Here is a 20,724-nt window from a genome sequence, read left to right on the forward strand (position 1 = left end):
TCGACGTAGCGTTCCTGGTGTTCCGCAGAGGGCGGGACGGCGCCGAACGGGCCGTCCGCCTTTCGCGGGACCACGGGGAAAGAAACGTTGCGGGAACGCGTCGCGGGAAAACCTCGCGGCCCTCCCGGGAAAGGCAGCGGAGTGTGAAGAACGGAGCCGGTCCTTCGGTGCGTCCGAACCGCCAAGGCGCAGCCACGTGAACACCCGGAGCGTCCCCGCCGAGCAGATATCCGTCGTCTTCGAATACGTCCAGGGAAAGCGCCGGCTCGACCGGGTCCTGGACGCCGCGAGCACCCTGCTCCAGCGGGTCGCCGAGGAGCCCGACCGGGACCGGCGCCTGGAGCTGTGCCACTCGCTGATCCGCCGCCACGTCGGCGCGGACGTCCGCCTGGAGTTCGCCGGCACCGCGCTGGGAACGGCGGCGGAGGAGACCGCGGAAGCGGGGGCGGATACGGACACCCCCGCGTGCCGCTTCCGGTTCGCGGACGCGGCGGGCGACACCACGGGCTTCCTGTCCGCCCGCTACACCCCGGACGCCACGCTGGGCCTGACCCCGGCCGAATGGCCCGCCGCCATGCGGCTGCTGGCCCGGGTCACCGCGCTCGCCGCGGGGGGCCGGGTCGTATGAGGAGCGCGGTGGTCTCCGGCGCGTCCGGGGGGATCGGGGCGGCGGTCGCCGGCGAGTTCCTGCGCCGCGGCTACACGGTCATCGGCCTGTCCCGTCGCGGAAACCCCGAACTCGCGGGTGAGGAGCGGTACGTGGACCGCCGCGCCGATCTGCGGGACCCGGCCGCCGCCCGGTCCGCCCTGGCCGGCCTCGACGAGGAGGTCACCGCCGGGCTGTCCGCCGTCGTCCTGAACTCCGGGGTCTCACCCGATCCGTCCCCGCTGGCGGAGACGGCCTGGGAGTCGGCCGCGGACACCTACGCCTCCAACGTCGCCACGGCGCTGCACCTGGTGCAGGCCGCCGTGCCGTACCTGCGCGAGCGCGGCGGCGGCTCGCTGACCTTCGTCGGATCGAGCACCGCCAACGGCCGCGAGCCGTCCCGCTGGCCGTACGCGGCGAGCAAGGCGGCGCTGACCGCGCTGATGCGGGCCTGCTCGGTGGAGTTCGCGGACGACGGCGTCCTGGCGAACGAGGTCCGTCCCGGGCCGGTCGCCACCGCCATGACCGTCGGCGGCACCGGAGGGCCGGGCGGCGGCGAGCGGTTCCTGAACCTGCTGAACTCCGGTTATCAAACGGACTGGCTGAAACCCGCCGGCACGGTCGCGCGGTGGGTGGCCGACCTCGCCGAATTCCCGGCGAACGGCCCCACGGGCCAGATCTTCAACTACAGCCGCAAAGCCCTCTGAAGCCTTCATGAACGAAAGCCCGCGGACCGGGGAATCACCTCCGGCCGCCGGCTTCCGCCACCAGCCCGCCCCGGCGCGTTCCGCCGCGGGCCGATACCGCGCGGAATTCCGCGGTATCCCGGGGATATCCACGCCACCCCCCGCCATTCCCTGCCCTTGACGACCAAGTGAGGTTACGCATGTCCGCTTACCCCTCCGCCGAACAGCTCGTCGACCTGTTCAACTGGGCCTCCCCCGGCATGGTGGTCACCGACGCCGAGGGCCGCGTGGTGCTGGCCAACAAGGCGGCCCGGCAGCTCCTCCCGGACGCCACCGCGCCCGGCGGCCCGCTCGCCGCCGCCCTGGGCGTCGAGGACTACGCGGCCCTGCTGGCGGCCCGTACCACCGTCGAGAACCGCGAAGTACCGTTCCAGAACGCCGAGTTCGGGCAGGGCTACGCCAACCTGGGCTTCGGCGAGGTGGACGGTGCCGTCCACGGCTTCTGGGCGCTGCGCCCCACCACCACCCACCCCACCCCGTCCCCCGAGCCCGCCCCGGGGGAGGCCACGACCGCCTCGGCGTGGATCGCCCGGGTGGACGCGCCCGACCCGGCCTACACCCCGGTGGGCGAGGACGCCGTACCGCTGCTCCAGGCGTACTACGACCACTGCCCCGTCGCCATCCACCTGATCGAGGAGGACGGCACCGTCGCGCACGCCAACTGGAAGGACATCGCCATCGTCGGCGCGACCGAGAAGCCGGACAGCTACGTCGGCCACCACATCCGGCACATCTACGCCGACAAGGAGATCGTCGAGGACTTCCTCGGCCGCTGGGACGAGGACGCCCCGATCATCGACTTCCGCGCCGACTTCCTCAACAAGGGCGAGCGGGTGCCGGTCGTGATCTTCTCCACCGCCAACGTCGAGGGCGGCACGCTCAAGAACACCCGCTGCTTCGTCTTCCCCGACAACGAGCCGACCCGCCGCCGCGACCGGGTCACCGCGCTCGACCTCTCCTTCTGACCGCGGCGCCGGGGCGGCCGTACCACCCGCACACGGCCGCCCCGGCGGCGCCCCGCAGCCGACCCCGCCCGAGAAGAGGAACGGTGTGAACCCACGGAGCCGGACACCATGACAGTGCAGCCGACCGCCCCCCGCGCCCGTCCCGTCGCCGACCGCTTCGACTACCACGACCCGCTCTTCCAGGCCGACCCCTGGCAGGTGTACGCGGCGCTGCGCCACGCCGGCCCGGTCCACTTCTCCGCGGCGGCGAACTGCTACGTCGTGGTGGGCCACGACGCGGTCCGGGAAGGGCTGGCGCACGAGGCCGTGGTCGCGGACTTCCCGCTGCGCACCAGCCGCCGCACCTTCGGCCGGAACCTCCTCGACCTCGACGGCGCCGCGCACCGCGCGTTCCGCGGCCATATCGCCCCGCTGCTGGGCGCGCGGGCGGTGCGCGGGTACCTCGACACGGCGATCGCGCCGCTCGTCGCCGAGACCGTCGCGGCGCTCGAACCCGGCACGCCCGTACCGGTGGTGGAGCGGATCGCGGCCGTGGTCCCGTACCGGCTGATGTGCGGGCTGATGGGCCTGCCGGAGAGCGACGCGGGGTGGCTGTACGCGCAGATGCGGCCGATCGCCCGGACCCTGGACTACCCGCCGGACACCTCGGACGCGGTGCGGCGGGCCAAGGCCGTCGTCGAGGCGTATCTGCGCGGTCTCGTCTCCCAGGGCGCGATCCCGCGCGAGACCATGACCGGCCGCATCCTCGACGCGATGCGGGACGGCGCCGAACCGTACGACACCGCCGCCGTCCTGGCGACGCTGCTGCTCGTCCTGCTGGCCGGCACCGAGACCAGCATCGCCGGGATCACCAATGTGCTGCACGGGCTCGCGGTGCGGCCGGGCGCCCTGGCGCGGTGCCGGACGAAGGACGGCGCGGTGCGCGTGGTCCGCGAGGTGCTGCGGCTGAAGCCGCCGGTGCACACCGCGCTGCGGTTCGCCGCGCGGGATTTCACCCTCGCCGGTACGCCCGTCCAGCGGCGGTACCCGATCCTCTTCTCGCTGGCGAGCGCCAACCGGGACGGCGCGGTCTTCCGCGACCCCGACACCTTCGCCCCGGACCGCGCCGAACGCGGTGCGCTGGCGTTCGCCACCGGGCCGCACGCCTGCCCGGGGATGAACCTCGCCGAGACGGAGTTCGCCGAGTTGTGCGTGCAGCTGGCCCGCCGGTTCACCTCCCTCGCGGTCGTGCCCGGCACCGACAGCGAGCACGGCCACTCCTTCCGCCACGCCCCCGGCCTGTCCCTCGTCCTGTCCTGAACCCGTGCCGGACCCCTGGCACCCGAGCCCCCGTACCCGTAAGGAGACGCACATGTCCGACGCCGTCATCGGCAAACTGGCCGACTGGATCAAGGAGAAGAACCCCGAGATCCTGGAGCTCCCCGAGGACCTGGACATCGTGGAGACCCGGACGGTCACCTCGCTGCAGTTCGTGGAATTCCTGCTCTACATCGAGGAGTTGCGGGGCTCCCCCATCCCCGCCGACGCCATGGAGATCGACTCCTTCCGCACCCTGCGGTCCATCGCCGACCGCCACTTCGCCCCGACCCTCGCGACGGGAGAGTGACCATGCCCGCCACCCCGACCCGCGTCACGGCCGCCTCCGCACCGGAGTCGGCGGGGCTCCCCCTCCTCCGGGGGCCCGAGATCACCGTCCTGACAGCCGTCGATGACCTCGTACTGTCCTGGGCCCGGTCGATCGGCGCCGAACCCGTCGGGCTGCCCGCCATGGTGGAGGCCCACGATCTGGCGAAGATCGACTACTTCACCAACTTCCCGCACCTGGCGCACGCCGTGGCCACCCTCGCCCCCGCGCCCGGGGACGGCTTCGAGGGCGGCATCCGCCAGGAGCACCTGCGGCCGACCTCGCTGGTGCTGCCGTCCGCCGCCTGCTACGGCGCGTACTTCGCGCACAGCGGCGCCCGGCTGGACCGGCCGGTCCTGCTGACCACCCGCGCACTGTGCTCCCGCGCCGAGTCCTACTACGAGTCGCTGCGCCGGCTGCGGACCTTCCGGATGCGCGAGGTGATCCACATCGGGACCCGGGGCAGCGCCGACGACTTCGCCCGGCGCAGCAAGGAGTGGCTCACCGCGTTGGTCAGCCGCCTGGACCTCGACGCTCAACTCCAGCCCGCCTCCGACCCGTTCTTCGACGCGGACGGGTCCCGGGCGGTGATGCAGCGCCTGTCGAAGGTCAAGGAGGAGCTGGTCTACGGCGGCGACCTGGCCGTCTCGTCGGTCAATCTGCACCGCAACTTCTTCGGGGAGCGCTGCGATATCCGCGGCCCGGAGGGCGACTTCGCCTACTCCGCGTGCTTCGGCGCCGGTCTGGAGCGCTGGACCCACATGCTGCTGACGGCGTATCAGGGCGACGCTGAGGTGGCGGTGCGCGAGCTGCGGCGGGCCGGCGCCGAGGCGGCGGCCGCCGGCACCGGGTCGTGACCGCCCCGACCCCCCTGGTGCTGCTGCACCACTCGGGGGGCTCCGCGCAGATCTTCCACCCGCTCATCGACGCGCTGCCGGCCTCCCTCGCCCCCGTGGCCTGGGAGCTGCCGGGCCGGGGACGGCGGTGGCGCGAGCCGGTCGTCACCACGGTCGAGGAGGCCGTGGACGATCTGGTGCGCCACACCGCGGAGCTGCCCGGAGACTTCGCCGTCCTCGGCCACAGCCTGGGCGCGTACCTGGGGCTGGCGCTCGCCGCCCGGCTCGACGAGCGGCCCGGCGGTGTGCGCTGCACCACCCTGTTCGCCTCCGCCAACGCGGCGCCGCGCACGGCCCATCTGCCGTATCCGCGCTCGCCGCTGCTGGCGAGCGACGAGGAGATCTTCCAGGTGGCCCGGCGGGCCGGCGGCGGCGTGGACCCGCGCCTCCAGGCGCATCCGCTGCTCGGCCCGTGGACCGCGGACCTGCTGCGCGCCGACTTCGCCCTGACCGACACCTTCCTGCGCCGGCACCGCGCGGCCGTCACGCGCGCGGACATCGTCACGGTGTGCGGTACGGACGACATCTTCGCCCCGCACCAGCTGTCCGGCTGGCGCGCCAGCACGACCGGACGCCACGAGCTGCTGACGTACCCGGGCGGCCACTTCTACCTGGAGCAGCACGGGCAGCGCCTGGCCGCCGCGATCGCCGCACGCATCCCCCCACCGGTACGCCGTTAGGAATCCCCATGCGTCTTCAGGCAGTCGCCGCACACCACCGAGAGGGGACCCACCCGCAGCACCGCACCGCGCGGGCCGCGCCGCACGAGGACTGGGAGACCGTCTTCGCCCGCCTGTCGGCGCTCTCCAAACGCGAGGCGGAGGTCTTCCGCGCACTGGGCGAGGGCGCCTCGAACCGGACGATCTCCGACCGGCTCGCCATCACCGAACGCACCGTGAAGGCCCATGTGGCCCAGATCCTGACCAAGTTGCGCGTCGAATCGCGATTACAGGCCGGCATCATCGCGTTCGCCTGGACGATGGCGTCGGGCGCCGGCGGCGGGCCGCCGTTCCGCCCCGTACCGGCCGCGGACGGCGCCGCGGGCGGCCACCGGCACCGCTCACCCGACGCCGAGCAGCCGCAGTACCGCGGTGACCGCGGCGGCGGCCAGCACCACCACCAGGAACGGCGCTTTGCGCCAGGCCAGTACGCCCGCCACCGCGACCCCGGCCGGCCGGGCGAGACCGGCGGCGCCGTGCCCTTCGGTGAGCGCGGTCGTGGCCACCAGTGAGGCCAGCAGTACGACCGCGGCCACCTCCATCAGCCGCTCGGCGCGCGGCGGGAAGGTCAGACGGGAGCGGAGCAGCGGGCCCGCGAGCCGGAAGCCGTACGTCCCGGCGGCGAGGACCAGCATCGCCACGATCAGGGCGCCGGGGCTGTGCATCGGGGGGTGCGTCACCGGATCTTCTCCCGTACGGCGGCGAGCGGCAGGGCGGCCAGCGCGAGCAGCACCGGCAGACCGGCGGGCAGGAACGGGACGGCGGCGAGCGCGAGGGCCGCGCCGGCCAGCGCGGCGCGCCGCTTGTCCCGGTCCGCGCGCAGCGCCGGGAGGATCAGGGCCAGCAGGATCGCCGGGAACATCGCGTCCAGGCCGAAGGCGCCGGTGTCCTGGATGACCGTGCCGGCCAGGCCGCCGATCGCGGCGCCGGCCGGCCAGCAGACCACGATGCCCAGACCGCAGGCCCAGTAGGCGGCGCGCCCCCGCGCGGTGTCCTTCTGGGCCAGCGCGAAGACGACCGTCTCGTCGTTCATCAGGTGGGTGCCGAGGAAGCGCCACGGGCCGCGCCCGAGGACGTCCGGCACCGCGAGCCCGAACGGCAGGTGCCGGGCGTTGACCAGGAGTCCGGCGAGGACCGCGGCCACCGGGCTGCCGCCGGCCGCGATGATCCCGATGAACAGGAACTCCGACGACGCGGCGACCACCAGCAGGCCCAGCACCACCGGGAACCACACGGGGAAGCCGGAGGCCACCGCGATCGCGCCGTAGGAGAGGCCGATCACGCCCACGGCCAGGCAGACCAGCGCGATATCGCGGGCCAGCTTCCGGTCGAGCGTTCGCCATAACGAATACATGGACGATATGATGAACAGCACAATGGCGTTCGTCAAGGCGAACGAATGACTTCTGGAGCGAACGTATGGCGCGAGCCGGCAGCACCTCGAAGCCCCCCATGCACTCCATCGCCGCCACCCTGCGCCGGGGCCGCCAGGCCACCGGGCTCTCCCTGACCGAGCTGGCCCAGCGCGCGGGCATCGCCAAATCCACCCTGTCCCAGCTGGAGGCCGGGCAGGGCAATCCCAGCCTGGAGACGCTGTGGGCGCTGTGCACGGCGCTGGAGCTGCCGTTCTCCCGGCTGCTCGATCCGCCCCGGCCCCGGATCCAGGTGATCCGGGCGGACGAGGGGCAGGCGGTCGCCTCGTCCCACGCCGACTACCGCGCCACGCTGCTCTCCGCCTGCCCGCCCGGCGCCCGGCGCGACCTCTACCGCGTCGACACCGAGCCGGGCCGCCCGCACACCGCCGAGGCGCACGCGCCCGGCGTCGTCGAGCACGTCCTGCTGAGCGCGGGCCGGGCCCTGGTCGGCCCGGCCGGCGATCCGGTGGAGCTGGGGCCGGGCGACTACGTGGTCTACCCGGCCGACCAGCCGCATGTCTTCGAGGCGCGGGAGGCGGGGACCCGGGCGCTGCTCGCCTCCGAGTACCTGTAGGCCACGGCTCCTGACGGGGCGTCAGTGACCCATGCCCAGGCCCCCGTCCACAGGGAGCACCGCCCCGGTGAGGTATCCGGCCTCCTCCGAGGCGAGGAAGCGGACGGCCGCGGCGACCTCCTCCGGCCGGGCGTAGCGGCCCAGGGGCACCTGCCCGAGGATCCTGGCCCGCTGGGTCTCGCTGAGCGCCCGGGTCATATCGGTGTCCACGAAGCCCGGCGCGACCACATTGCAGGTGATCTCCCGCGAGCCCAGCTCGCGGGCCAGGGACCGCGCCAGGCCGACGAGTCCGGCCTTGGCGGCGGCGTAGTTGGCCTGCCCCGCCGAGCCCGACAGGCCCATCACCGAGGAGATCAGCACGATCCGGCCGCCGCCCGCCCGCATCATGCCGCCCGCGGTGTGCCGTACGAGGCGGAAGGCGCCGGCGAGATTGGTGTCGAGAACGGAGCCGAAGTCGTCCTCGGACATGCGGGCCAGCAGGCGGTCGCGGGTGATGCCCGCGTTGGCCACCACGATCTGGGCGGGGCCGTGTTCCTCGGCCACCTCCTGGCAGGCCCGTTCGACCTGTGCGGGGTCGGTGACATCGCAGCGGACGGCGAGGAAGCCCGCCGGGGGCTCCCCCGAGCGGTAGGTGACGGCGACCCTGTCACCGGCCTCGGCGAACGCCCGGGCAACGGCGAGGCCGATACCGCGGTTGCCTCCGGAGACGAGTACGGAGCGGTTCAACGGACGTTCCTCTCGGGCGAGTTGGGGGACATGGGCACAGCGCAGGTCAGGCCATCTTGTGGATCCACCCGTGCCGGTCGGGCCGCTCGCCGGACTGGATGCCCATCAGCTCCGTCCGCAGCCGCATGGTGACCGGTCCGGGCCGGCCGTCGCCCATCCGCCACTCCCCCTGCTCGCTGCGGGCCCGGCCCACCGGCGTGATCATCGAGGAGGTGCCGCAGGAGAAGACCTCCGTCAGCCGGCCCGCGTGGGCGTCCGCGCGCCACCGCTCGACGCTGATCCGGCCCTCCTCCGCGGTCAGGCCGAGGTCCCGGGCGAGGATGAGGACGCTGTCCCGGGTGACGCCGGCCAGCAGCGTGCCGGTCAGCGCGGGGGTGACCAGCCGGTCGCCGTAGACGAAGAAGATGTTGCTGGTGCCCATCTCGTCGATCCAGCGGCGCTCCTTGGCGTCCAGCCAGACGACCTGGTCGCAGCCCCGCTCGGCGGCCTGCCGCTGGGCGACGAGGGTGCCCGCGTAGTTGCCGCCGCACTTGGCGGCGCCGGTACCGCCGTCGGCGGCCCGGCTGTAGTCGGTGGTGAGCCAGACCGACACCGGCTCCACGCCGCCCTTGAAGTACGCGCCGGCCGGGCAGGCGATCACCGCGAAGAGGTAGGAGTCCGAGGCGTCGTAGAAGGCGAGCGAGCGCTGCGTGGCGATCATGAACGGCCGCAGATAGAGGCTGTTCCCGGCGCCGCTGGGCACCCAGTCGCGGTCGGCGTCGATCAGCCGCCGCAGCGCCTCCAGGAACGCCTCCTCGGGCAGCGCCGGCATGGCCATCCGCGCGGCCGACCGGTTGAGCCGGGCGGCGTTGGCGTCGGGGCGGAACGAGACGATCGAGCCGTCCGCGCGCCGGTACGCCTTCAGCCCCTCGAAGATCTCCTGGCCGTAGTGGAAGACCTGGGTGGCCGGGTCCAGGGACAGCGGTCCGTACGGGCCGAGCCGGGCGTCGTACCAGCCGCGCTCCGCGCTCCACTTGATGGTCACCATGTGGTCGGTGGGGATCTCGCCGAAGACCGGATCGGCCAGCAGCCGGGCGCGTTCGGCGTCCGGCGTGCCGGTGACGCGGTGGTCGGAGAATTCCAGGCTCATGCGGTACTCCAAGGATCAAGTGCCGTGCGGTGCAAGGGGGTTGGGGCAGCGTGTCACAGCGGCGGGTTGCCGTGCTTGCGGGCGGGTGGATCGGCGCGTTTGGTGCGGAGCATCGCCAGCGAGCGGATCAGCACGGCGCGGGTCTCGGCGGGGTCGATGACGTCGTCCACCAGGCCGCGCTCGGCCGCGTAGTACGGGTGCATCAGCTCCGCCCGGTACTCCTTGACCACCCGCGCCCGCATCGCCTCCGGGTCGTCGGCCTCGGCGATCCGCTTGCGGAAGATGACGCCCGCGGCGCCCTCGGCGCCCATCACCGCGATCTCGTTGGTCGGCCAGGCGTAGGTCAGGTCCGCGCCGATGGACTCGGAGTCCATGACGATGTACGCGCCGCCGTACGCCTTGCGCAGCACGACCGAGATCCGCGGGACGGTCGCGGCGCAGTACGCGTAGAGCAGTTTGGCGCCGTGCCGGATGATGCCGCCGTGCTCCTGGTCGACGCCCGGCAGGAAGCCGGGGACGTCGACGAGCGTCACCAGCGGGATGTTGAACGCGTCGCACATCTGGACGAAGCGGGCGGCCTTCTCGCTGGCCCGCGCGTCGAGCACCCCGGCGAGGTGCTGCGGCTGGTTGGCGAGGACGCCGACCGTCCGGCCGCCCAGGCGCGCCAGGCAGCACAGCACATTGGCGGCCCAGGCCGCGTGCACCTCGACCACCTCGCCGTCGTCCACGATCTCCTCGATGACCGCGCGCATGTCGTACGGCAGCCGGCCGTTGGCCGGGACGAGGTCGAGCAGGGCCTCGCAGCGGCGGTCGGCGGGATCGCCGCGGCCGGCGTCCGGCGGGTCCTCGGCGTTGTTGGCCGGCAGCAGCGAGAGGAGGTAGCGGACCTCCTCCAGGCAGGTCTCCTCGTCGTCGTACGCGAAGTGCGCGACGCCGGAGGTCTCGGCGTGGACGTCGGCGCCGCCCAGGCCGTCGCGGCTGATCTCCTCGCCGGTGACGGCCCGTACGACGTCCGGGCCGGTGAGGAACATCTGCGCGGTGTCCCGGACCATGAAGACGAAGTCGGTCAGCGCGGGGCTGTAGGCCGCCCCGCCCGCGCACGGGCCGAGCATCACGCTGATCTGCGGGATGACGCCGGACGCGGCGGCGTTCCGGCGGAAGATACCGCCGTATCCGGCCAGCGCGGTGACGCCCTCCTGGATGCGGGCGCCGGCGCCGTCGTTGAGCGAGACCAGCGGCGCACCGGCCTGGACGGCCAGGTCCATGATCTTGTGGATCTTGGTGGCGTGGGCCTCGCCCAGCGCGCCGCCGAAGATCCGGAAGTCGTGCGCGTAGACGAACACGGTCCGGCCGTGGACCGTGCCCCAGCCGGTGATCACACCGTCGGTGTACGGCCGGTTGGCCTCCAGGCCGAAGCCGGTCGCCCGGTGCCGGCGCAGCGGCTCGACCTCGTGGAACGACCCCGGGTCCAGCAGCAGCGCGAGCCGCTCGCGGGCGGTCAGCTTGCCCTTGGCGCGCTGGGCCTCGGTCGCCCGCCGGCCGGGGCCGGAGCGGGCCCGCTCGCGCAGGGTGTGCAGTTCGGCCACCCGTCCGCGCGCGTCGGCGGGCTCCTGGGAGGCCACGGGGGTCACCGTCATGCCTGCTCCCTCCCGTCCACGCGCGCGGGCACGCACCGCTGGCGCTGCGCCCCGAGGCCGGCCACCTCCGCCTCCACGAGGTCGCCGGCGCGCAGATACGGCGTGCCGGGGCTGCCGAGGGCGACCCCGGCCGGGGAGCCGGTGAGCACCACATCGCCCGGCTGGAGCACCATGAACCGGCTGAGATACCGGACCAGTTCGGCGACGTCGAAACGCATGTCGGCGGTGTTGCCGTCCTGCCGGGTCCGGTCGTTGACCTTGCAGGTCAGGGCGAGTTTCCGGGGGTCGCCGGCCTCGTCGGGGGTGACCAGGTGAGGGCCGAGCGGGGTGAAGGTCTCGAAGGACTTGCCCTTGATCCACTGGCCGCCGCGCTCCAGCAGCCAGTGCCGTTCGGAGACGTCGTTGGCCGTGCAGTAGCCGGCGACGTACGCCAGCGGGTCGGCGCCGTCCGGCAGATAGCGCGCCCGGCGGCCGATGACCACCGCCAGCTCCACCTCCCAGTCGGTGCGGCTGCCGCCGGGCGGCAGGATCAGGTCGTCGTACGGGCCCGCCAGGGTCCACGGGGACTTGCTGGCGACGATGGGCTCGGCGGGCAGGTCCATGCCCGCCTGGGCCGCGTGGTCGCGGTAGTTGAGACCGATGGAGATCAGATGGCCGCCCGGCGGGACCGGCGGCCCGATCCGGGCGCCGCCGGCCGGGTCGACGGCCGGCAGGGCGGACGCCTCGCGGGCGAGCCGGTCCCCGGTGGCGGCCAGCGCCTCGGGGTCGAGGTGGGGGCCGGTCCAGTCGTCCAGCCACTCCGACAGGTCGCGCACCACGCCGCCCGGATCGACGGCACAGGGGCGTTCGCGGCCGGGCGGGCCGATCCTCAGCAGCCTCATCCGGCCCGCTCCACCAGGTACTTCTCGAAGAAGCGGGTCTCCTCGTCGGTCAGCCGGCGGGGCCGGCCGCGCCGGTAGTCGAACGGCGCCATCACCGTCGAGGCGGTGGCGTAGAGCGTGTCACCGTCCTTGACCTCGTAGTCGACGGCGACGGTCGCCGAGTCGAGGTAGCTGACCCACATCTCGATGTCCACCGGCTCATGGCGGTGCGCCAGCTGCTGCCGGTAGCGGATCTCATGGCTGACGACGACGGAGCCGTCCTTGAAGAACGCGTCGCCGTCCGTGGGCCCCATCCGGAAGATCAGGTCCACCCGCGCCTCCTCCAGGTAGCGGAGGTAGGCGACGTTGTTGACGATGCCGTAGACGTCCATGTCCGCCCAGCGCAGCGGGCAGCGGTAGAGGTGTCGCGCCATGGGTCAGCTCCTTCCGGCGGCGGCCGGTGCGTCGGCAGGCGCGTCGGCCGGTGCGGCGCCCGCGAGCCGCTGGAACGCGGCCACGTAGTCGTCGGCGGCGATCGGGGCGCGCAGCAGCTCCGGCGAGAGCCGGAAGCCGTCGATCAGCAGCGGGACGTGCGGGTGGACGCGCGCGCAGAGCGCGTCGATCCGCGCGGGGATCTCCTCCGCCTGCCCGGCGGTCAGCGCGCCGCGCGCCAGATACCAGCCGGCGTCCCGCTGGATCTCGGTGAGCGCGTACAGCGACGCGAGGAGGCCGAGTGCCTCGCGCACCTCCTCGGTACGGGCGTCGGCGGCGGCCGCCCGGAAGGACTCCAGGGCCACCCGCGCGCCCCGGGTCCGGGCCACCGCCAGGGCGGTGTTCACGGTGCCGTTCCAGGCGTCGAAGTAGGTCTGCCCGTCCGGCCCGTCGGTCATTTCGGCCCGGGCCGCGCGCCGCAGGCTGTCCTCGCGGTAGCCCAGCAGCTCGGCGTGCAGGGCGGGTTCGAGCAGGTCGCGGCCGGCGGGGTCGGGCGCGGGGCGGGCGGCGCCGTCGTCGCGGCTCGCGAGCAGCTGCGCGGCGGTGGTGGCGAGCAGCACCTGGTTGTCGCCCTCGGCGGTGACCAGGCCCTGGAGCAGCGAGCCGTAGTCGGCGATGCGGTTGACGCTGAAGATGCCCTGGGCGCCGCAGCGTTCCCGGCAGACGGCGACGACCTCGGTCATCTCCCAGGTGGACAGCGCCTTGGTGAGGGAGATCAGGTTGTTGAGGTCGGCCGTGATGGCATCCGGGGACGCCAGGAACTCCCGTTTGGCGTGGTTGAGCAGGAACGTCATCGCGTAGACCTTCGCCAGCGCCGGGAAGAGGGCGGCCTGGTGGCTGCGGTAGGCGAGGATCGGGGTGTCGGGGCGGCCGGGGGCGTTGGTGAGCCGCTGGGCGGCGTAGCGCAGCGCGATGTAGACGCTCGCCCGGCCGGCGCCGACCGCGGAGCTGGAGACGCACAGCCGGCCCGGCTGGATCCGGGACATCGCGCGCAGGAAGCGCTTGCGCTGATTGCCCGGCGCGGGCCGGAAGGCCCCGTCCTCGGTGAAGCCGCCCATCTCGCCGAGGAGCAGATTGCGGCGCGGTACGCGGACGTGGTCGAACCACGTGACGCCGTTGTCGAGCCCCTGCACCGGCTTCTCCGGGCAGGGCGCGGCGCGCACGCCCGCGCACAGCCCGTGCGCGTCGCTGATCGGGACGAGGAACGGGAAGACGCCGTGGTCCGAGCCGTCCGCGATCAGCCGGGCCATCACCACGGCGGTCTTCGGCACATCGGTGAATCCGCTGTACGACATGAACTTCTGGGCCAGCGCGTCCGGGGTGTTGAGGACGAACGTGCCGTCGACCGGGTCGTAGACGGCCTCGGTGCGCAGGGACGCGACGTTGTTGCCGTAGCCCAGTTCGGTGGCCATGTACGGGCCGAAGGACCGCAGGGCGTCCAGGCCGTCGACGTGCTCCCGCAGGTCCGGCCGGTCGCCGCCGTGGTCCAGGACCGTGCCGAAGCAGAGGTTGTAGTGGACCATCAGCAGCGAGAAGACCGACACGTCCAGCAGCGAGGGCCATTCGGCCAGCGCGAACAGGCGCCGCGGCGCCCGCACCACCTCCCGCGGCCGGCCGAGTTTGCCGTGCAGGAAGCGGGAGCGCTCGTAGGCGAGCCGGCCGGCCTCCTGGAGGGTCAGGCCCTCGCGGGCGTCGAAGAGCGGGTCGAGCAGCGCCTCCCTGATGTCGGCGTGGATCTCCTCGTAGGTGCCGTCGAAGAGCAGCCGGGTGAGGTCGGTCCGGTGGGCGTCGTCACGGGTCATCGGAGTGCTCTCTCCATCGGTCCGGGTCGCGGGCGGGTCAGGCGGCGATCAGCAGCGCGGTGTTCTGGCCGCCGAATCCGAAGGAATTGCTCAGGCCGACCGGCACCGGGCCGTGCCGGGCCGCCTTGTGGACGAGGTCGACGTCCATCGCCGGGTCGGGGTTGGTGAGGTTGGCCGTGGGCGGGATGACCCCGCGCTGCACGGTCAGCGCCGTGAAGGCGGCCTCGATGGCCCCGGCGGCGCCCAGCGGATGGCCGGTCACGCCCTTGGTGGAACTCACCGCCGTATCGGCGCCGAGCAGATCGCGGATGACGGCGGACTCCACGGCGTCGTTGCGCGGGGTGGAGGTGCCGTGCGCGTTGACGTACGCCACCTCGGCGCCGGTCAGGCCCGCGTCCGCGAGCGCCGCGCGGACCGCGAGCCGGGCGCCGAGCCCGTCCGGGTGCGGGGAGGTGACGTGGTGCGCGTCGGCCGAGGCGCCGTAGCCGATGACCTGCGCGATCGGCCGCACCCCGCGGCTCGCGGCGTGCTCCGGCGTCTCCAGGACGACCATCCCGGCACCCTCGCCGAGTACGAAGCCGTCCCGGTCCACGTCGAACGGCCGGGACGCGGTCTCCGGATCGTCGAGGCGGCGGGAGAGGGCCCGCATCCGGGCGAACGCGGACGCGTACAGCGGCGTCACCGGCGCCTCGGCGCCGCCCGCGATCACGATGTCCGCGGCGCCCGTACGGAGCAGGTCCCGGCCCATCCCGATCGCCGAGGCACCGGACGCGCAGGCCGAACAGGGCGCGAAGCAGGGGCCGTTGGCCTTCAGCTCGATGGCGACCTGGCCCGCCGCCATGTTGAGCAGGCCCATGGGCAGGGTCAGCGGCGAGACCTCGCCGGGCCCGTCGCCGAGCAGCACCGCGTGCTGAGCCTCCAGCGTCGCGGTGCCGCCCGCGCCGGAGCCCACCACGACGGCCACCCGCGAACTGTCCGGCCACTCCCCGGCCGTGAACCCGGCCTGGGCGAGCGCCTCGAACGCGGCCACCACCGCGAACTGCGTATAGCGATCCCACTGCACGGCCGTCCGCGGCCCGGCCGACGCGGGGTCGAAACCGGGCACCTGGCAGGCGAGCGGCACCGGCAGCCCGGCCAGCTCGGGCGCGTGGGCCGCGGTGGCCCGGCCCGCGACGACGCGCTCCCAGTTCTCCGGCACGCCCACACCGGCGGGAGAGACCAGGCCGATACCGGTGATCGCCGCCGCGAAGCCCGTCATGCGACCGTCAGCCCCTTGGCCTCCAGCGCGGCGACGACCTCGCCGACCGAGGACAGCTCCGCCATCTCCTCGTCGTCGATGTCCGCGCCGAGCCGCTTGCGCAGCGCGGTCACCAGCTCGATCTGCGAGAGCGAGTCCAGGCCGAGGTCGTCGAACGTCGCGTCGGCGGTGACGGTGTCGCGGATGAGACCGAAACGGGTGGCGATGACCTCGACCACGGAATCGTAAAGGGCGCTCATGTATTCCTCCGGTGGGTGTTGTCTTTTTTACGGTCGTCTTCGGTGGCCGCCCCTTCGGCGGTCGTCCGGAAACGGTTTTCCCGGTGGCCGGGAAGGGAATTCAGCGGACTTCCTCGACCGGAATATCCGGCCACCGCAGCACGGTCGATCCCCAGGAAAGTCCGGCGCCGAATGCCGACAGCAGCACGCGGTCGCCGGGATTCAGCCGGCCGCGCACCGCGGCGTCGGCGAGCAGCAGCGGAACGGACGCGGCGAGGGTGTTGCCGACCCGGTCGATATTGACCGCGACGCGGTCGTCGGGGAGTTCCAGCTCCTCCGCCACGGCCCGCACGATGCGGACATTGGCCTGGTGCCCGGCGAAGACATCGACGTCGGACACGGCCCAGCCGGCCCGGTCGAGGACGGCGCGCGCCGAGGCGGTCATCCGCGCGACGGCCTGGACGTAGAGGGGGCGGCCCTCCATGCGCAGATACCAGTCCTCGGCGGGCACCCCGTCGCCGCGCGGGCCGCCGGTGGCCGAGCGCTGCCGGGCGCCGCCGGCCGGGATGGCGAGGAGGTCGGCGAGCGACCCGTCGCTGCCCAGGTCGAACGGGCCCACGGCGCCCGGCTCGTCGGGGGTGCCGCGCCGCAGCACCACCGCGCCCGCGCCGTCGCCGAAGATCGGCGCCGTACCGCGGTCCGCGGGATTCACCATGGTGGTGAACGCCTCGGCGCCGATGAACAGCACGCTCTCGGCCACGCCGGACGCGATGTGCCCGGCCGCGGCGGCGAGCCCGTAGAGGAATCCGCTGCACGCCGAGGTCAGGTCGTAGGCGGGGACGGGGCCCAGCCCGAGCTGGTGGGCGACCTCCGGCGCCACCGCCGGGCAGAGCCGGTCGGCGGAGGTGGTGGCGACCACGACCGCGTCCACCGCGCCGCGCCCGGCGGACTTCAGCGCCCGGGCGCCCGCCTCGGCGGCGAGGTCCCGCGTCGACTGGCCGGGCGCGACCCGGCGCCGCTCGCCGATACCGGTCCGGGTCCTGATCCACTCGTCCGTCGAGTCGAGCGTCGCGCACAGGTCGTCGTTGGTGACGACACCCGCGGGCAGCGCCCCGCCCAGTCCAGCAAGTACGGCGGCCATCGGAATACGCCCTCCCAAGTATGGAATGGAGCTCGAACGCGGGCGATGCGAATACCCTCGGCGGGAGGGCGGTACGGAAACCCTTCCACGGCGCGTCCGGACACCGCAATTGGCCTTTGGTACACCCGCGCCCACCGGCCGGATTCCGGCCCTTGAGCGGAGGCGTGCGGGGAAATTATGGTGCCGAAATGACCTCACCTTTCCCGGCACTGGAAAGAGCACTTCCGGCGGACCGTTTCCTTTCCGATCCGGATGTGCTGCCCTCCTATGCGCACGACGAGGCCGAGCGCGCCCCGTTCGCCGTGCCGGCCGCGGTGGTGCGGCCGCGCAGCACGGCCGAGGTGGCGACCGTCGTCGCGTTCTGCGCGGAGCACGGCATACCCGTCGTCGCGCGCGGCGCCGGCACCGGCCTGTCCGGCGGCGCCAACGCGGTCCCCGGCTGCGTCGTGGTGTCGTTCGAGGCGATGGACCGCGTCCTGTCCATCGACCCGGACGAGCGCCTGGCCGTCGTCCAACCCGGCGTGGTCAACGAGGAGTTGCGGCGGGCGTGCGCGGAGCACGGCCTGTGGTACCCGCCGGATCCGGCGAGCGCGCCCTGGTCCACGATCGGCGGCAACGTCTCGACCAACGCGGGCGGCGTGTGCTGCGTCAAGTACGGCGTCACCGGGGACTATGTGCTCGGCCTGGAGGCGGTCATGGGGCGCGGTGAGGTGGTCCGCCTCGGCCGCCGCACCGCCAAGGGCGTCGCGGGGTACGACCTGCGGGGGCTGATGGTCGGCGCCGAGGGGACGCTGGGGCTGGTCACGGAGGTGACGCTGCGGCTGCGCGGGGCGCGGGCGGCGGAGCGCACCGTCGTCGGGTCGTTCGACGGGCTGGCGGCGGCCGGCCGCGCGGCCGCGGCGGTGGCGGCCTCCGGGGTGGTGCCCAGCGCGCTGGAGCTGGTGGACCGGCACTGCCTGCGGGCGGTGGACGACTGGAAGCGCATGGGGCTCACCGAGACCGGCGACGTCCTGCTGCTGGCCCGCTGCGACGCGCCGGGCCCGGCCGGCGACGAGGAGGCCGAACGGGTCCTGGCCTGCTTCGAGAAGGGCGGCGCCACGTGGAGCGCCCGGTCCACCGACGAGGCCGAGGCGGAGGCGCTGTTCGCCGCGCGCCGCCTGGCGTATCCGGCGCTGGAGCGGCTGGGCGCGGTGCTCACCGAGGACGTGTGCGTACCCCGGATGCTGGTGCCCGAGATGCTGGCCCGGATCGAGCGCGTCGCGGCCGAACTCGACGTCACCATCGCGTCGTTGGCGCACGCCGGGGACGGCAACCTCCATCCGATGACGGTGGTGCCGCCGGGCGACGACGCGGCGCGGGCCCGGGGGCACGCGGCGCTGGAGCGCATCGTGGACGAGGCGCTGGCGCTCGGCGGCACCGTCACCGGGGAGCACGGGGTGGGCCTGCTGAAGAAACGCGGACTGGCGGCGGAGGCGGGCCCCGGCGTACTGGCGCTGCACCGCGCGGTCAAGGGCGCGCTCGACCCGGCGGGCATCTTCAACCCGGGGAAGGTCTTCGGCTGAGCGGCGGGGGAACGGCCGGGCGGGCCGGGCCGGTTGGCGCGGCCCGTCCGGACAGCTCGGGGACGCGGACCCGCCGACGCGCCCCGGCCCGGCCCTTACGACGCGGCGGTCACCACCCGCCCCGCTCCCCCACCAGCGCGCGGATCCCCGGCAGCGCCGCGTCCAGCACCGTGGGGAACCACGCCGAGAACGTCTCCTGCTCCCGCAGCTCCGCCAGTTCGACCGCCGTCACGAACGTGATCTCCCCGACCTCCTCGGGGTCGGGCACCGGCGCCCGCCCCACCTGCCCCGCGAACAGGTGGTTGAACTCCTTCTCCACCAGCCCGGACGCCGGGTCGGGGTGGTGGTAGCGCACCGTTCCGGCCTCCTGGAGCAGTGCCGGGGCCACCCCCAGCTCCTCCGCGGTGCGGCGGGCCGCCGCGACGAAGGGCGGCTCGCCCGGGTAGGGGTGGCCGCAGCAGGTGTTCGACCACACGCCCGGCGAGTGGTATTTGCCGAGCGCCCGGCGCTGGAGCAGCATCCGCCCGTCCGCGTCGAAGAGGAACACCGAGAACGCCCGGTGCAGCCGGCCCGGCGGCAGATGCGCCGACACCTTCTCCGCGGTGCCGATCGTGGTGCCCTCCTCGTCCACCAACTCCAGCATGATGGCGTCCGGTTGGGGCTCGGCGGCGGCACGGGGGGACGGGCTGGTCGGCATGGGCTTCCTCCGGGAGGTCGGTCCGTGGCGAAATGGCTGACGGCGAAGAAAAGGCGCGTTCGAGCCGGGGCGGGACCGCGCGAGATCTCCCGCACGCCGTCCCGCCCCGCGCCCTACGGAATGACTACTCCGGCGGATTCGCCAGGTGCATCGCGTTCACGATCTTCGGCTGCCAGTAGTAGAACGGCTCCAGCTTGTAGTAGATCTCGCGGGCCGACAGCGTCGTCGCGTAAATGCACTTGCGGTCCTCGCCGGCGAACGGAACCCCTTGTGCGAACCGCGTGATGGACGGCCCGAGATTCGTCGGCACCAGCTCCGGGTCCGGTACGAGCACCGGAAAGCACACCCGGTCGATGTTCGGCTTCTCCCAGGAGAAGGTGAAGTACACCGCGAACGCCTTCGCGCACTGCTCCAGCACATCCGCGCTCGGCTCGGGAATTCCCAGTTCGGCGGTCAATTCCCGGACCCGGTCCGGCGCGAACGTGCCCTCCGGCAGGCCGTCGAAATAGATGTTCAGGGTGTGGGAGGTGTAATCCACCGCGAACAGGCTCGCCGCGCGCAGCCCGTACCGCCCAAGCAGTTCCAGGTGCTCGCCGACCGAGGGCGGCATGGACGGCAGCTGCGACAGCTCGTCCAGCGGCTGCGGGCGGCTGCTGGGGAAGAAGCACCAGATCTTCTGGAAGCCGGCCGCGAGCTCGAAGTCGCCGCCGGTCCCCTCGATCGGGAAGCGCTCCTTGACGTCCTGGAACAGCCGGTCCGCGGGATGGTCACCGGGCTCGATCAGCCCCTCGGCCAGCGCGGTGTCGTACGGGTCCAGGTCGCCGGTGTACTTGATGTACCGGTAGCCCATCAGCTTCTCCCGGCGCGCGCCGGTGGCGATCCGCAGCGCCACCGAGGAGTCGGTGAACGCCGGCTCGAACGCCGCCAGCGCGCCCTTGACCTTGGCGGGCTCCAGCGGCAGGTCCAGCAGCCGGGCGGAGTACTCGATGGCGGAGTAGATGTCGTCGATGTCCACGGAGTTGGTCACTGCGTCCTCTCCTCGGCCCGGTGGCCGGCGCCGGCCGGCTGCGGGCGCTCATGGCGAAGCGGGGTCAATTGCGTGATGTCGTACTCCTCGCGCAGGCGCTCGATGGCCTCCGCGTCCGGCGGTCCGGGCGCGGCGAATATCTCCGCCAGCCGGTCGAAGTACAGCTCGTGCTGGGGCGACGGGCTGACCGCGAAGAGCACCCGCGCCGGTTCGGCGGTGCGGTTGGCGAACGCGTGCGGGCAGCCCTGCGGGACGAACGCGACGCTGCCCGCGGTGGCCCGCACCGGGCGGTCGCCGGCGGCGGACTTCCAGTCCGTCCAGTCCGCCTCGGTGTAGTGCTCCGGCTCGAAGGCGAAGATCTCCAGTTCGCCCTCGACCACGAAGAACAGTTCCTGGGAGTGGTGGTGCTTGTGCGCGCCGACGTCGAAACCGGGCGGTACGACGACCTCGAACACGGACGCCCCCGAGCCGTCCGCGCCCGTCACCTTGAACGTGATCTCCTGCGCGGGCGTGATCAGTTTCCGCCCGCCGCCGGGACCCACGACAATGCCGTTCACTGGCTACCTCACTTGATTCACATGGTCGGACCG

The 20,724-nt window shown here is 73.4% G+C and carries 23 protein-coding genes and 1 pseudogene; 10 read left to right on the forward strand and 14 right to left on the reverse strand.

The window, feature by feature from the left end:
* The first annotated feature begins 196 nt into the window (after positions 1 to 196).
* From ADL22_RS15880 to ADL22_RS36985, 8 genes and pseudogenes are all read left to right on the forward strand, one after another.
* Entirely contained in the window at positions 197 to 628 is a 432-nt protein-coding gene (locus ADL22_RS15880; protein ID WP_066979037.1) for a hypothetical protein, read from the forward strand.
* Complete coding sequence (locus tag ADL22_RS15885; RefSeq protein WP_159048672.1) at positions 625 to 1,353, forward strand: SDR family oxidoreductase; 729 nt, start codon at positions 625 to 627, stop codon at positions 1,351 to 1,353. The genes ADL22_RS15880 and ADL22_RS15885 overlap by 4 nt, the downstream gene beginning before the upstream one ends.
* 179 nt (positions 1,354 to 1,532) lie before the next feature.
* Positions 1,533 to 2,357: a PAS domain-containing protein gene (locus ADL22_RS15890; RefSeq protein WP_066979042.1), complete on the forward strand. Its 825-nt coding sequence runs from the start codon at positions 1,533 to 1,535 to the stop codon at positions 2,355 to 2,357.
* A gap of 108 nt (positions 2,358 to 2,465) precedes the next feature.
* Entirely contained in the window at positions 2,466 to 3,656 is a 1,191-nt protein-coding gene (locus tag ADL22_RS15895; RefSeq protein WP_159048673.1) for a cytochrome P450, read from the forward strand.
* Between the two features lie 52 nt (positions 3,657 to 3,708).
* Entirely contained in the window at positions 3,709 to 3,963 is a 255-nt protein-coding gene (locus ADL22_RS15900) for a hypothetical protein (protein WP_066979048.1), read from the forward strand.
* A gap of 2 nt (positions 3,964 to 3,965) precedes the next feature.
* Positions 3,966 to 4,838: a hypothetical protein gene (locus tag ADL22_RS15905; protein WP_066979051.1), complete on the forward strand. Its 873-nt coding sequence runs from the start codon at positions 3,966 to 3,968 to the stop codon at positions 4,836 to 4,838.
* On the forward strand, positions 4,835 to 5,557 hold the full coding sequence (locus tag ADL22_RS15910; protein ID WP_066979054.1) for a thioesterase II family protein: 723 nt from the start codon (positions 4,835 to 4,837) through the stop codon (positions 5,555 to 5,557). The genes ADL22_RS15905 and ADL22_RS15910 overlap by 4 nt, the downstream gene beginning before the upstream one ends.
* Before the next feature lie 8 nt (positions 5,558 to 5,565).
* A pseudogene (locus tag ADL22_RS36985) lies at positions 5,566 to 5,826 on the forward strand (LuxR C-terminal-related transcriptional regulator); the annotation flags it as partial.
* Between the two features lie 111 nt (positions 5,827 to 5,937).
* On the opposite strand, the gene ADL22_RS15915 reads toward ADL22_RS36985, so the two are convergent.
* Positions 5,938 to 6,261 carry an AzlD domain-containing protein gene (locus ADL22_RS15915; protein WP_066979160.1) on the reverse strand — a complete coding sequence of 108 codons (324 nt, stop codon included), beginning with the start codon at positions 6,259 to 6,261 and terminating at the stop codon, positions 5,938 to 5,940.
* A gap of 11 nt (positions 6,262 to 6,272) precedes the next feature.
* Positions 6,273 to 6,950, reverse strand: coding sequence for an AzlC family ABC transporter permease (locus ADL22_RS15920; protein ID WP_066979161.1), 678 nt, complete (start codon positions 6,948 to 6,950; stop codon positions 6,273 to 6,275).
* A 98-nt stretch (positions 6,951 to 7,048) separates the two neighbouring features.
* Between ADL22_RS15920 and ADL22_RS15925 the strand changes: the two genes are divergently transcribed.
* Positions 7,049 to 7,585, forward strand: a complete 537-nt coding sequence (locus ADL22_RS15925) for a helix-turn-helix domain-containing protein (protein WP_107116315.1) — start codon at positions 7,049 to 7,051, stop codon at positions 7,583 to 7,585.
* Between the two features lie 21 nt (positions 7,586 to 7,606).
* On the opposite strand, the gene fabG is transcribed toward ADL22_RS15925, so the two are convergent.
* From fabG to ADL22_RS15970, 9 genes are all read right to left on the reverse strand, one after another.
* Positions 7,607 to 8,311 carry a 3-oxoacyl-ACP reductase FabG gene (fabG, locus tag ADL22_RS15930; protein WP_066979062.1) on the reverse strand — a complete coding sequence of 235 codons (705 nt, stop codon included), beginning with the start codon at positions 8,309 to 8,311 and terminating at the stop codon, positions 7,607 to 7,609.
* 46 nt (positions 8,312 to 8,357) lie between these two features.
* Complete coding sequence (locus tag ADL22_RS15935) at positions 8,358 to 9,440, reverse strand: branched-chain amino acid aminotransferase (protein ID WP_066979065.1); 1,083 nt, start codon at positions 9,438 to 9,440, stop codon at positions 8,358 to 8,360.
* Between the two features lie 53 nt (positions 9,441 to 9,493).
* Positions 9,494 to 11,077: an acyl-CoA carboxylase subunit beta gene (locus tag ADL22_RS15940; RefSeq protein WP_066979068.1), complete on the reverse strand. Its 1,584-nt coding sequence runs from the start codon at positions 11,075 to 11,077 to the stop codon at positions 9,494 to 9,496.
* Positions 11,074 to 11,958 (reverse strand): fumarylacetoacetate hydrolase family protein, encoded by an 885-nt coding sequence (locus ADL22_RS15945; protein WP_066979071.1) that lies wholly within the window; start codon positions 11,956 to 11,958, stop codon positions 11,074 to 11,076. The genes ADL22_RS15940 and ADL22_RS15945 overlap by 4 nt, the downstream gene beginning before the upstream one ends.
* The gene (locus ADL22_RS15950; RefSeq protein WP_066979073.1) at positions 11,955 to 12,371 is read right to left on the reverse strand and encodes an acyl-CoA thioesterase; all 417 of its coding nucleotides are present in this window, start codon (positions 12,369 to 12,371) and stop codon (positions 11,955 to 11,957) included. The genes ADL22_RS15945 and ADL22_RS15950 overlap by 4 nt, the downstream gene beginning before the upstream one ends.
* A gap of 3 nt (positions 12,372 to 12,374) precedes the next feature.
* Positions 12,375 to 14,231: an acyl-CoA dehydrogenase gene (locus ADL22_RS15955; protein ID WP_066979076.1), complete on the reverse strand. Its 1,857-nt coding sequence runs from the start codon at positions 14,229 to 14,231 to the stop codon at positions 12,375 to 12,377.
* Positions 14,232 to 14,268: 37 nt separating this feature from the next.
* The gene (locus tag ADL22_RS15960; RefSeq protein WP_066979079.1) at positions 14,269 to 15,489 is read right to left on the reverse strand and encodes a beta-ketoacyl-[acyl-carrier-protein] synthase family protein; all 1,221 of its coding nucleotides are present in this window, start codon (positions 15,487 to 15,489) and stop codon (positions 14,269 to 14,271) included.
* The gene (locus ADL22_RS15965; protein WP_066979082.1) at positions 15,486 to 15,728 is read right to left on the reverse strand and encodes an acyl carrier protein; all 243 of its coding nucleotides are present in this window, start codon (positions 15,726 to 15,728) and stop codon (positions 15,486 to 15,488) included. The genes ADL22_RS15960 and ADL22_RS15965 overlap by 4 nt, the downstream gene beginning before the upstream one ends.
* A 100-nt stretch (positions 15,729 to 15,828) precedes the next feature.
* Positions 15,829 to 16,848 (reverse strand): beta-ketoacyl-ACP synthase III, encoded by a 1,020-nt coding sequence (locus tag ADL22_RS15970; RefSeq protein ID WP_066979084.1) that lies wholly within the window; start codon positions 16,846 to 16,848, stop codon positions 15,829 to 15,831.
* Positions 16,849 to 17,036: 188 nt separating this feature from the next.
* On the opposite strand from ADL22_RS15970, the gene ADL22_RS15975 reads away from it, so the two are divergent.
* Positions 17,037 to 18,410 carry an FAD-binding oxidoreductase gene (locus tag ADL22_RS15975; RefSeq protein ID WP_066979087.1) on the forward strand — a complete coding sequence of 458 codons (1,374 nt, stop codon included), beginning with the start codon at positions 17,037 to 17,039 and terminating at the stop codon, positions 18,408 to 18,410.
* Positions 18,411 to 18,519: 109 nt separating this feature from the next.
* Here the strand turns inward: ADL22_RS15975 and idi are convergent, their stop codons facing one another.
* The 3 genes from idi to ADL22_RS15990 form a co-directional block, all read right to left on the reverse strand.
* Positions 18,520 to 19,107 carry an isopentenyl-diphosphate Delta-isomerase gene (idi, locus tag ADL22_RS15980; protein WP_066979090.1) on the reverse strand — a complete coding sequence of 196 codons (588 nt, stop codon included), beginning with the start codon at positions 19,105 to 19,107 and terminating at the stop codon, positions 18,520 to 18,522.
* Between the two features lie 124 nt (positions 19,108 to 19,231).
* Entirely contained in the window at positions 19,232 to 20,134 is a 903-nt protein-coding gene (locus tag ADL22_RS15985) for an aromatic prenyltransferase (RefSeq protein WP_066979108.1), read from the reverse strand.
* Positions 20,131 to 20,691 carry a cupin domain-containing protein gene (locus ADL22_RS15990; protein ID WP_066979110.1) on the reverse strand — a complete coding sequence of 187 codons (561 nt, stop codon included), beginning with the start codon at positions 20,689 to 20,691 and terminating at the stop codon, positions 20,131 to 20,133. The genes ADL22_RS15985 and ADL22_RS15990 overlap by 4 nt, the downstream gene beginning before the upstream one ends.
* Positions 20,692 to 20,724 lie beyond the last annotated feature (33 nt).

Origin of the sequence: Streptomyces sp. NRRL F-4489 (assembly GCF_001509485.1) — a bacterium.
Taxonomy (GTDB): Bacteria; Actinomycetota; Actinomycetes; order Streptomycetales; family Streptomycetaceae; genus Streptomyces.

Excerpts from the sequence above, each read along its gene's own strand:
- ADL22_RS15940 (WP_066979068.1), bottom strand. The coding sequence starts at position 11,077 with ATGACGGTGACCCCCGTGGCCTCCCAGGAGCCCGCCGACGCGCGCGGA.
- ADL22_RS15925 (WP_107116315.1), top strand. The coding sequence starts at position 7,049 with ATGCACTCCATCGCCGCCACCCTGCGCCGGGGCCGCCAGGCCACCGGG.
- idi (WP_066979090.1), bottom strand. The coding sequence starts at position 19,107 with ATGCCGACCAGCCCGTCCCCCCGTGCCGCCGCCGAGCCCCAACCGGAC.
- ADL22_RS15965 (WP_066979082.1), bottom strand. The coding sequence starts at position 15,728 with ATGAGCGCCCTTTACGATTCCGTGGTCGAGGTCATCGCCACCCGTTTC.
- ADL22_RS15970 (WP_066979084.1), bottom strand. The coding sequence starts at position 16,848 with ATGGCCGCCGTACTTGCTGGACTGGGCGGGGCGCTGCCCGCGGGTGTC.
- ADL22_RS15955 (WP_066979076.1), bottom strand. The coding sequence starts at position 14,231 with ATGACCCGTGACGACGCCCACCGGACCGACCTCACCCGGCTGCTCTTC.
- ADL22_RS15915 (WP_066979160.1), bottom strand. The coding sequence starts at position 6,261 with ATGCACAGCCCCGGCGCCCTGATCGTGGCGATGCTGGTCCTCGCCGCC.
- ADL22_RS15975 (WP_066979087.1), top strand. The coding sequence starts at position 17,037 with ATGACCTCACCTTTCCCGGCACTGGAAAGAGCACTTCCGGCGGACCGT.
- ADL22_RS15905 (WP_066979051.1), top strand. The coding sequence starts at position 3,966 with ATGCCCGCCACCCCGACCCGCGTCACGGCCGCCTCCGCACCGGAGTCG.
- ADL22_RS15900 (WP_066979048.1), top strand. The coding sequence starts at position 3,709 with ATGTCCGACGCCGTCATCGGCAAACTGGCCGACTGGATCAAGGAGAAG.
- ADL22_RS15950 (WP_066979073.1), bottom strand. The coding sequence starts at position 12,371 with ATGGCGCGACACCTCTACCGCTGCCCGCTGCGCTGGGCGGACATGGAC.
- ADL22_RS15920 (WP_066979161.1), bottom strand. The coding sequence starts at position 6,950 with ATGTATTCGTTATGGCGAACGCTCGACCGGAAGCTGGCCCGCGATATC.
- ADL22_RS15895 (WP_159048673.1), top strand. The coding sequence starts at position 2,466 with ATGACAGTGCAGCCGACCGCCCCCCGCGCCCGTCCCGTCGCCGACCGC.
- ADL22_RS15935 (WP_066979065.1), bottom strand. The coding sequence starts at position 9,440 with ATGAGCCTGGAATTCTCCGACCACCGCGTCACCGGCACGCCGGACGCC.
- ADL22_RS15945 (WP_066979071.1), bottom strand. The coding sequence starts at position 11,958 with ATGAGGCTGCTGAGGATCGGCCCGCCCGGCCGCGAACGCCCCTGTGCC.
- ADL22_RS15960 (WP_066979079.1), bottom strand. The coding sequence starts at position 15,489 with ATGACGGGCTTCGCGGCGGCGATCACCGGTATCGGCCTGGTCTCTCCC.
- ADL22_RS15885 (WP_159048672.1), top strand. The coding sequence starts at position 625 with ATGAGGAGCGCGGTGGTCTCCGGCGCGTCCGGGGGGATCGGGGCGGCG.
- ADL22_RS15890 (WP_066979042.1), top strand. The coding sequence starts at position 1,533 with ATGTCCGCTTACCCCTCCGCCGAACAGCTCGTCGACCTGTTCAACTGG.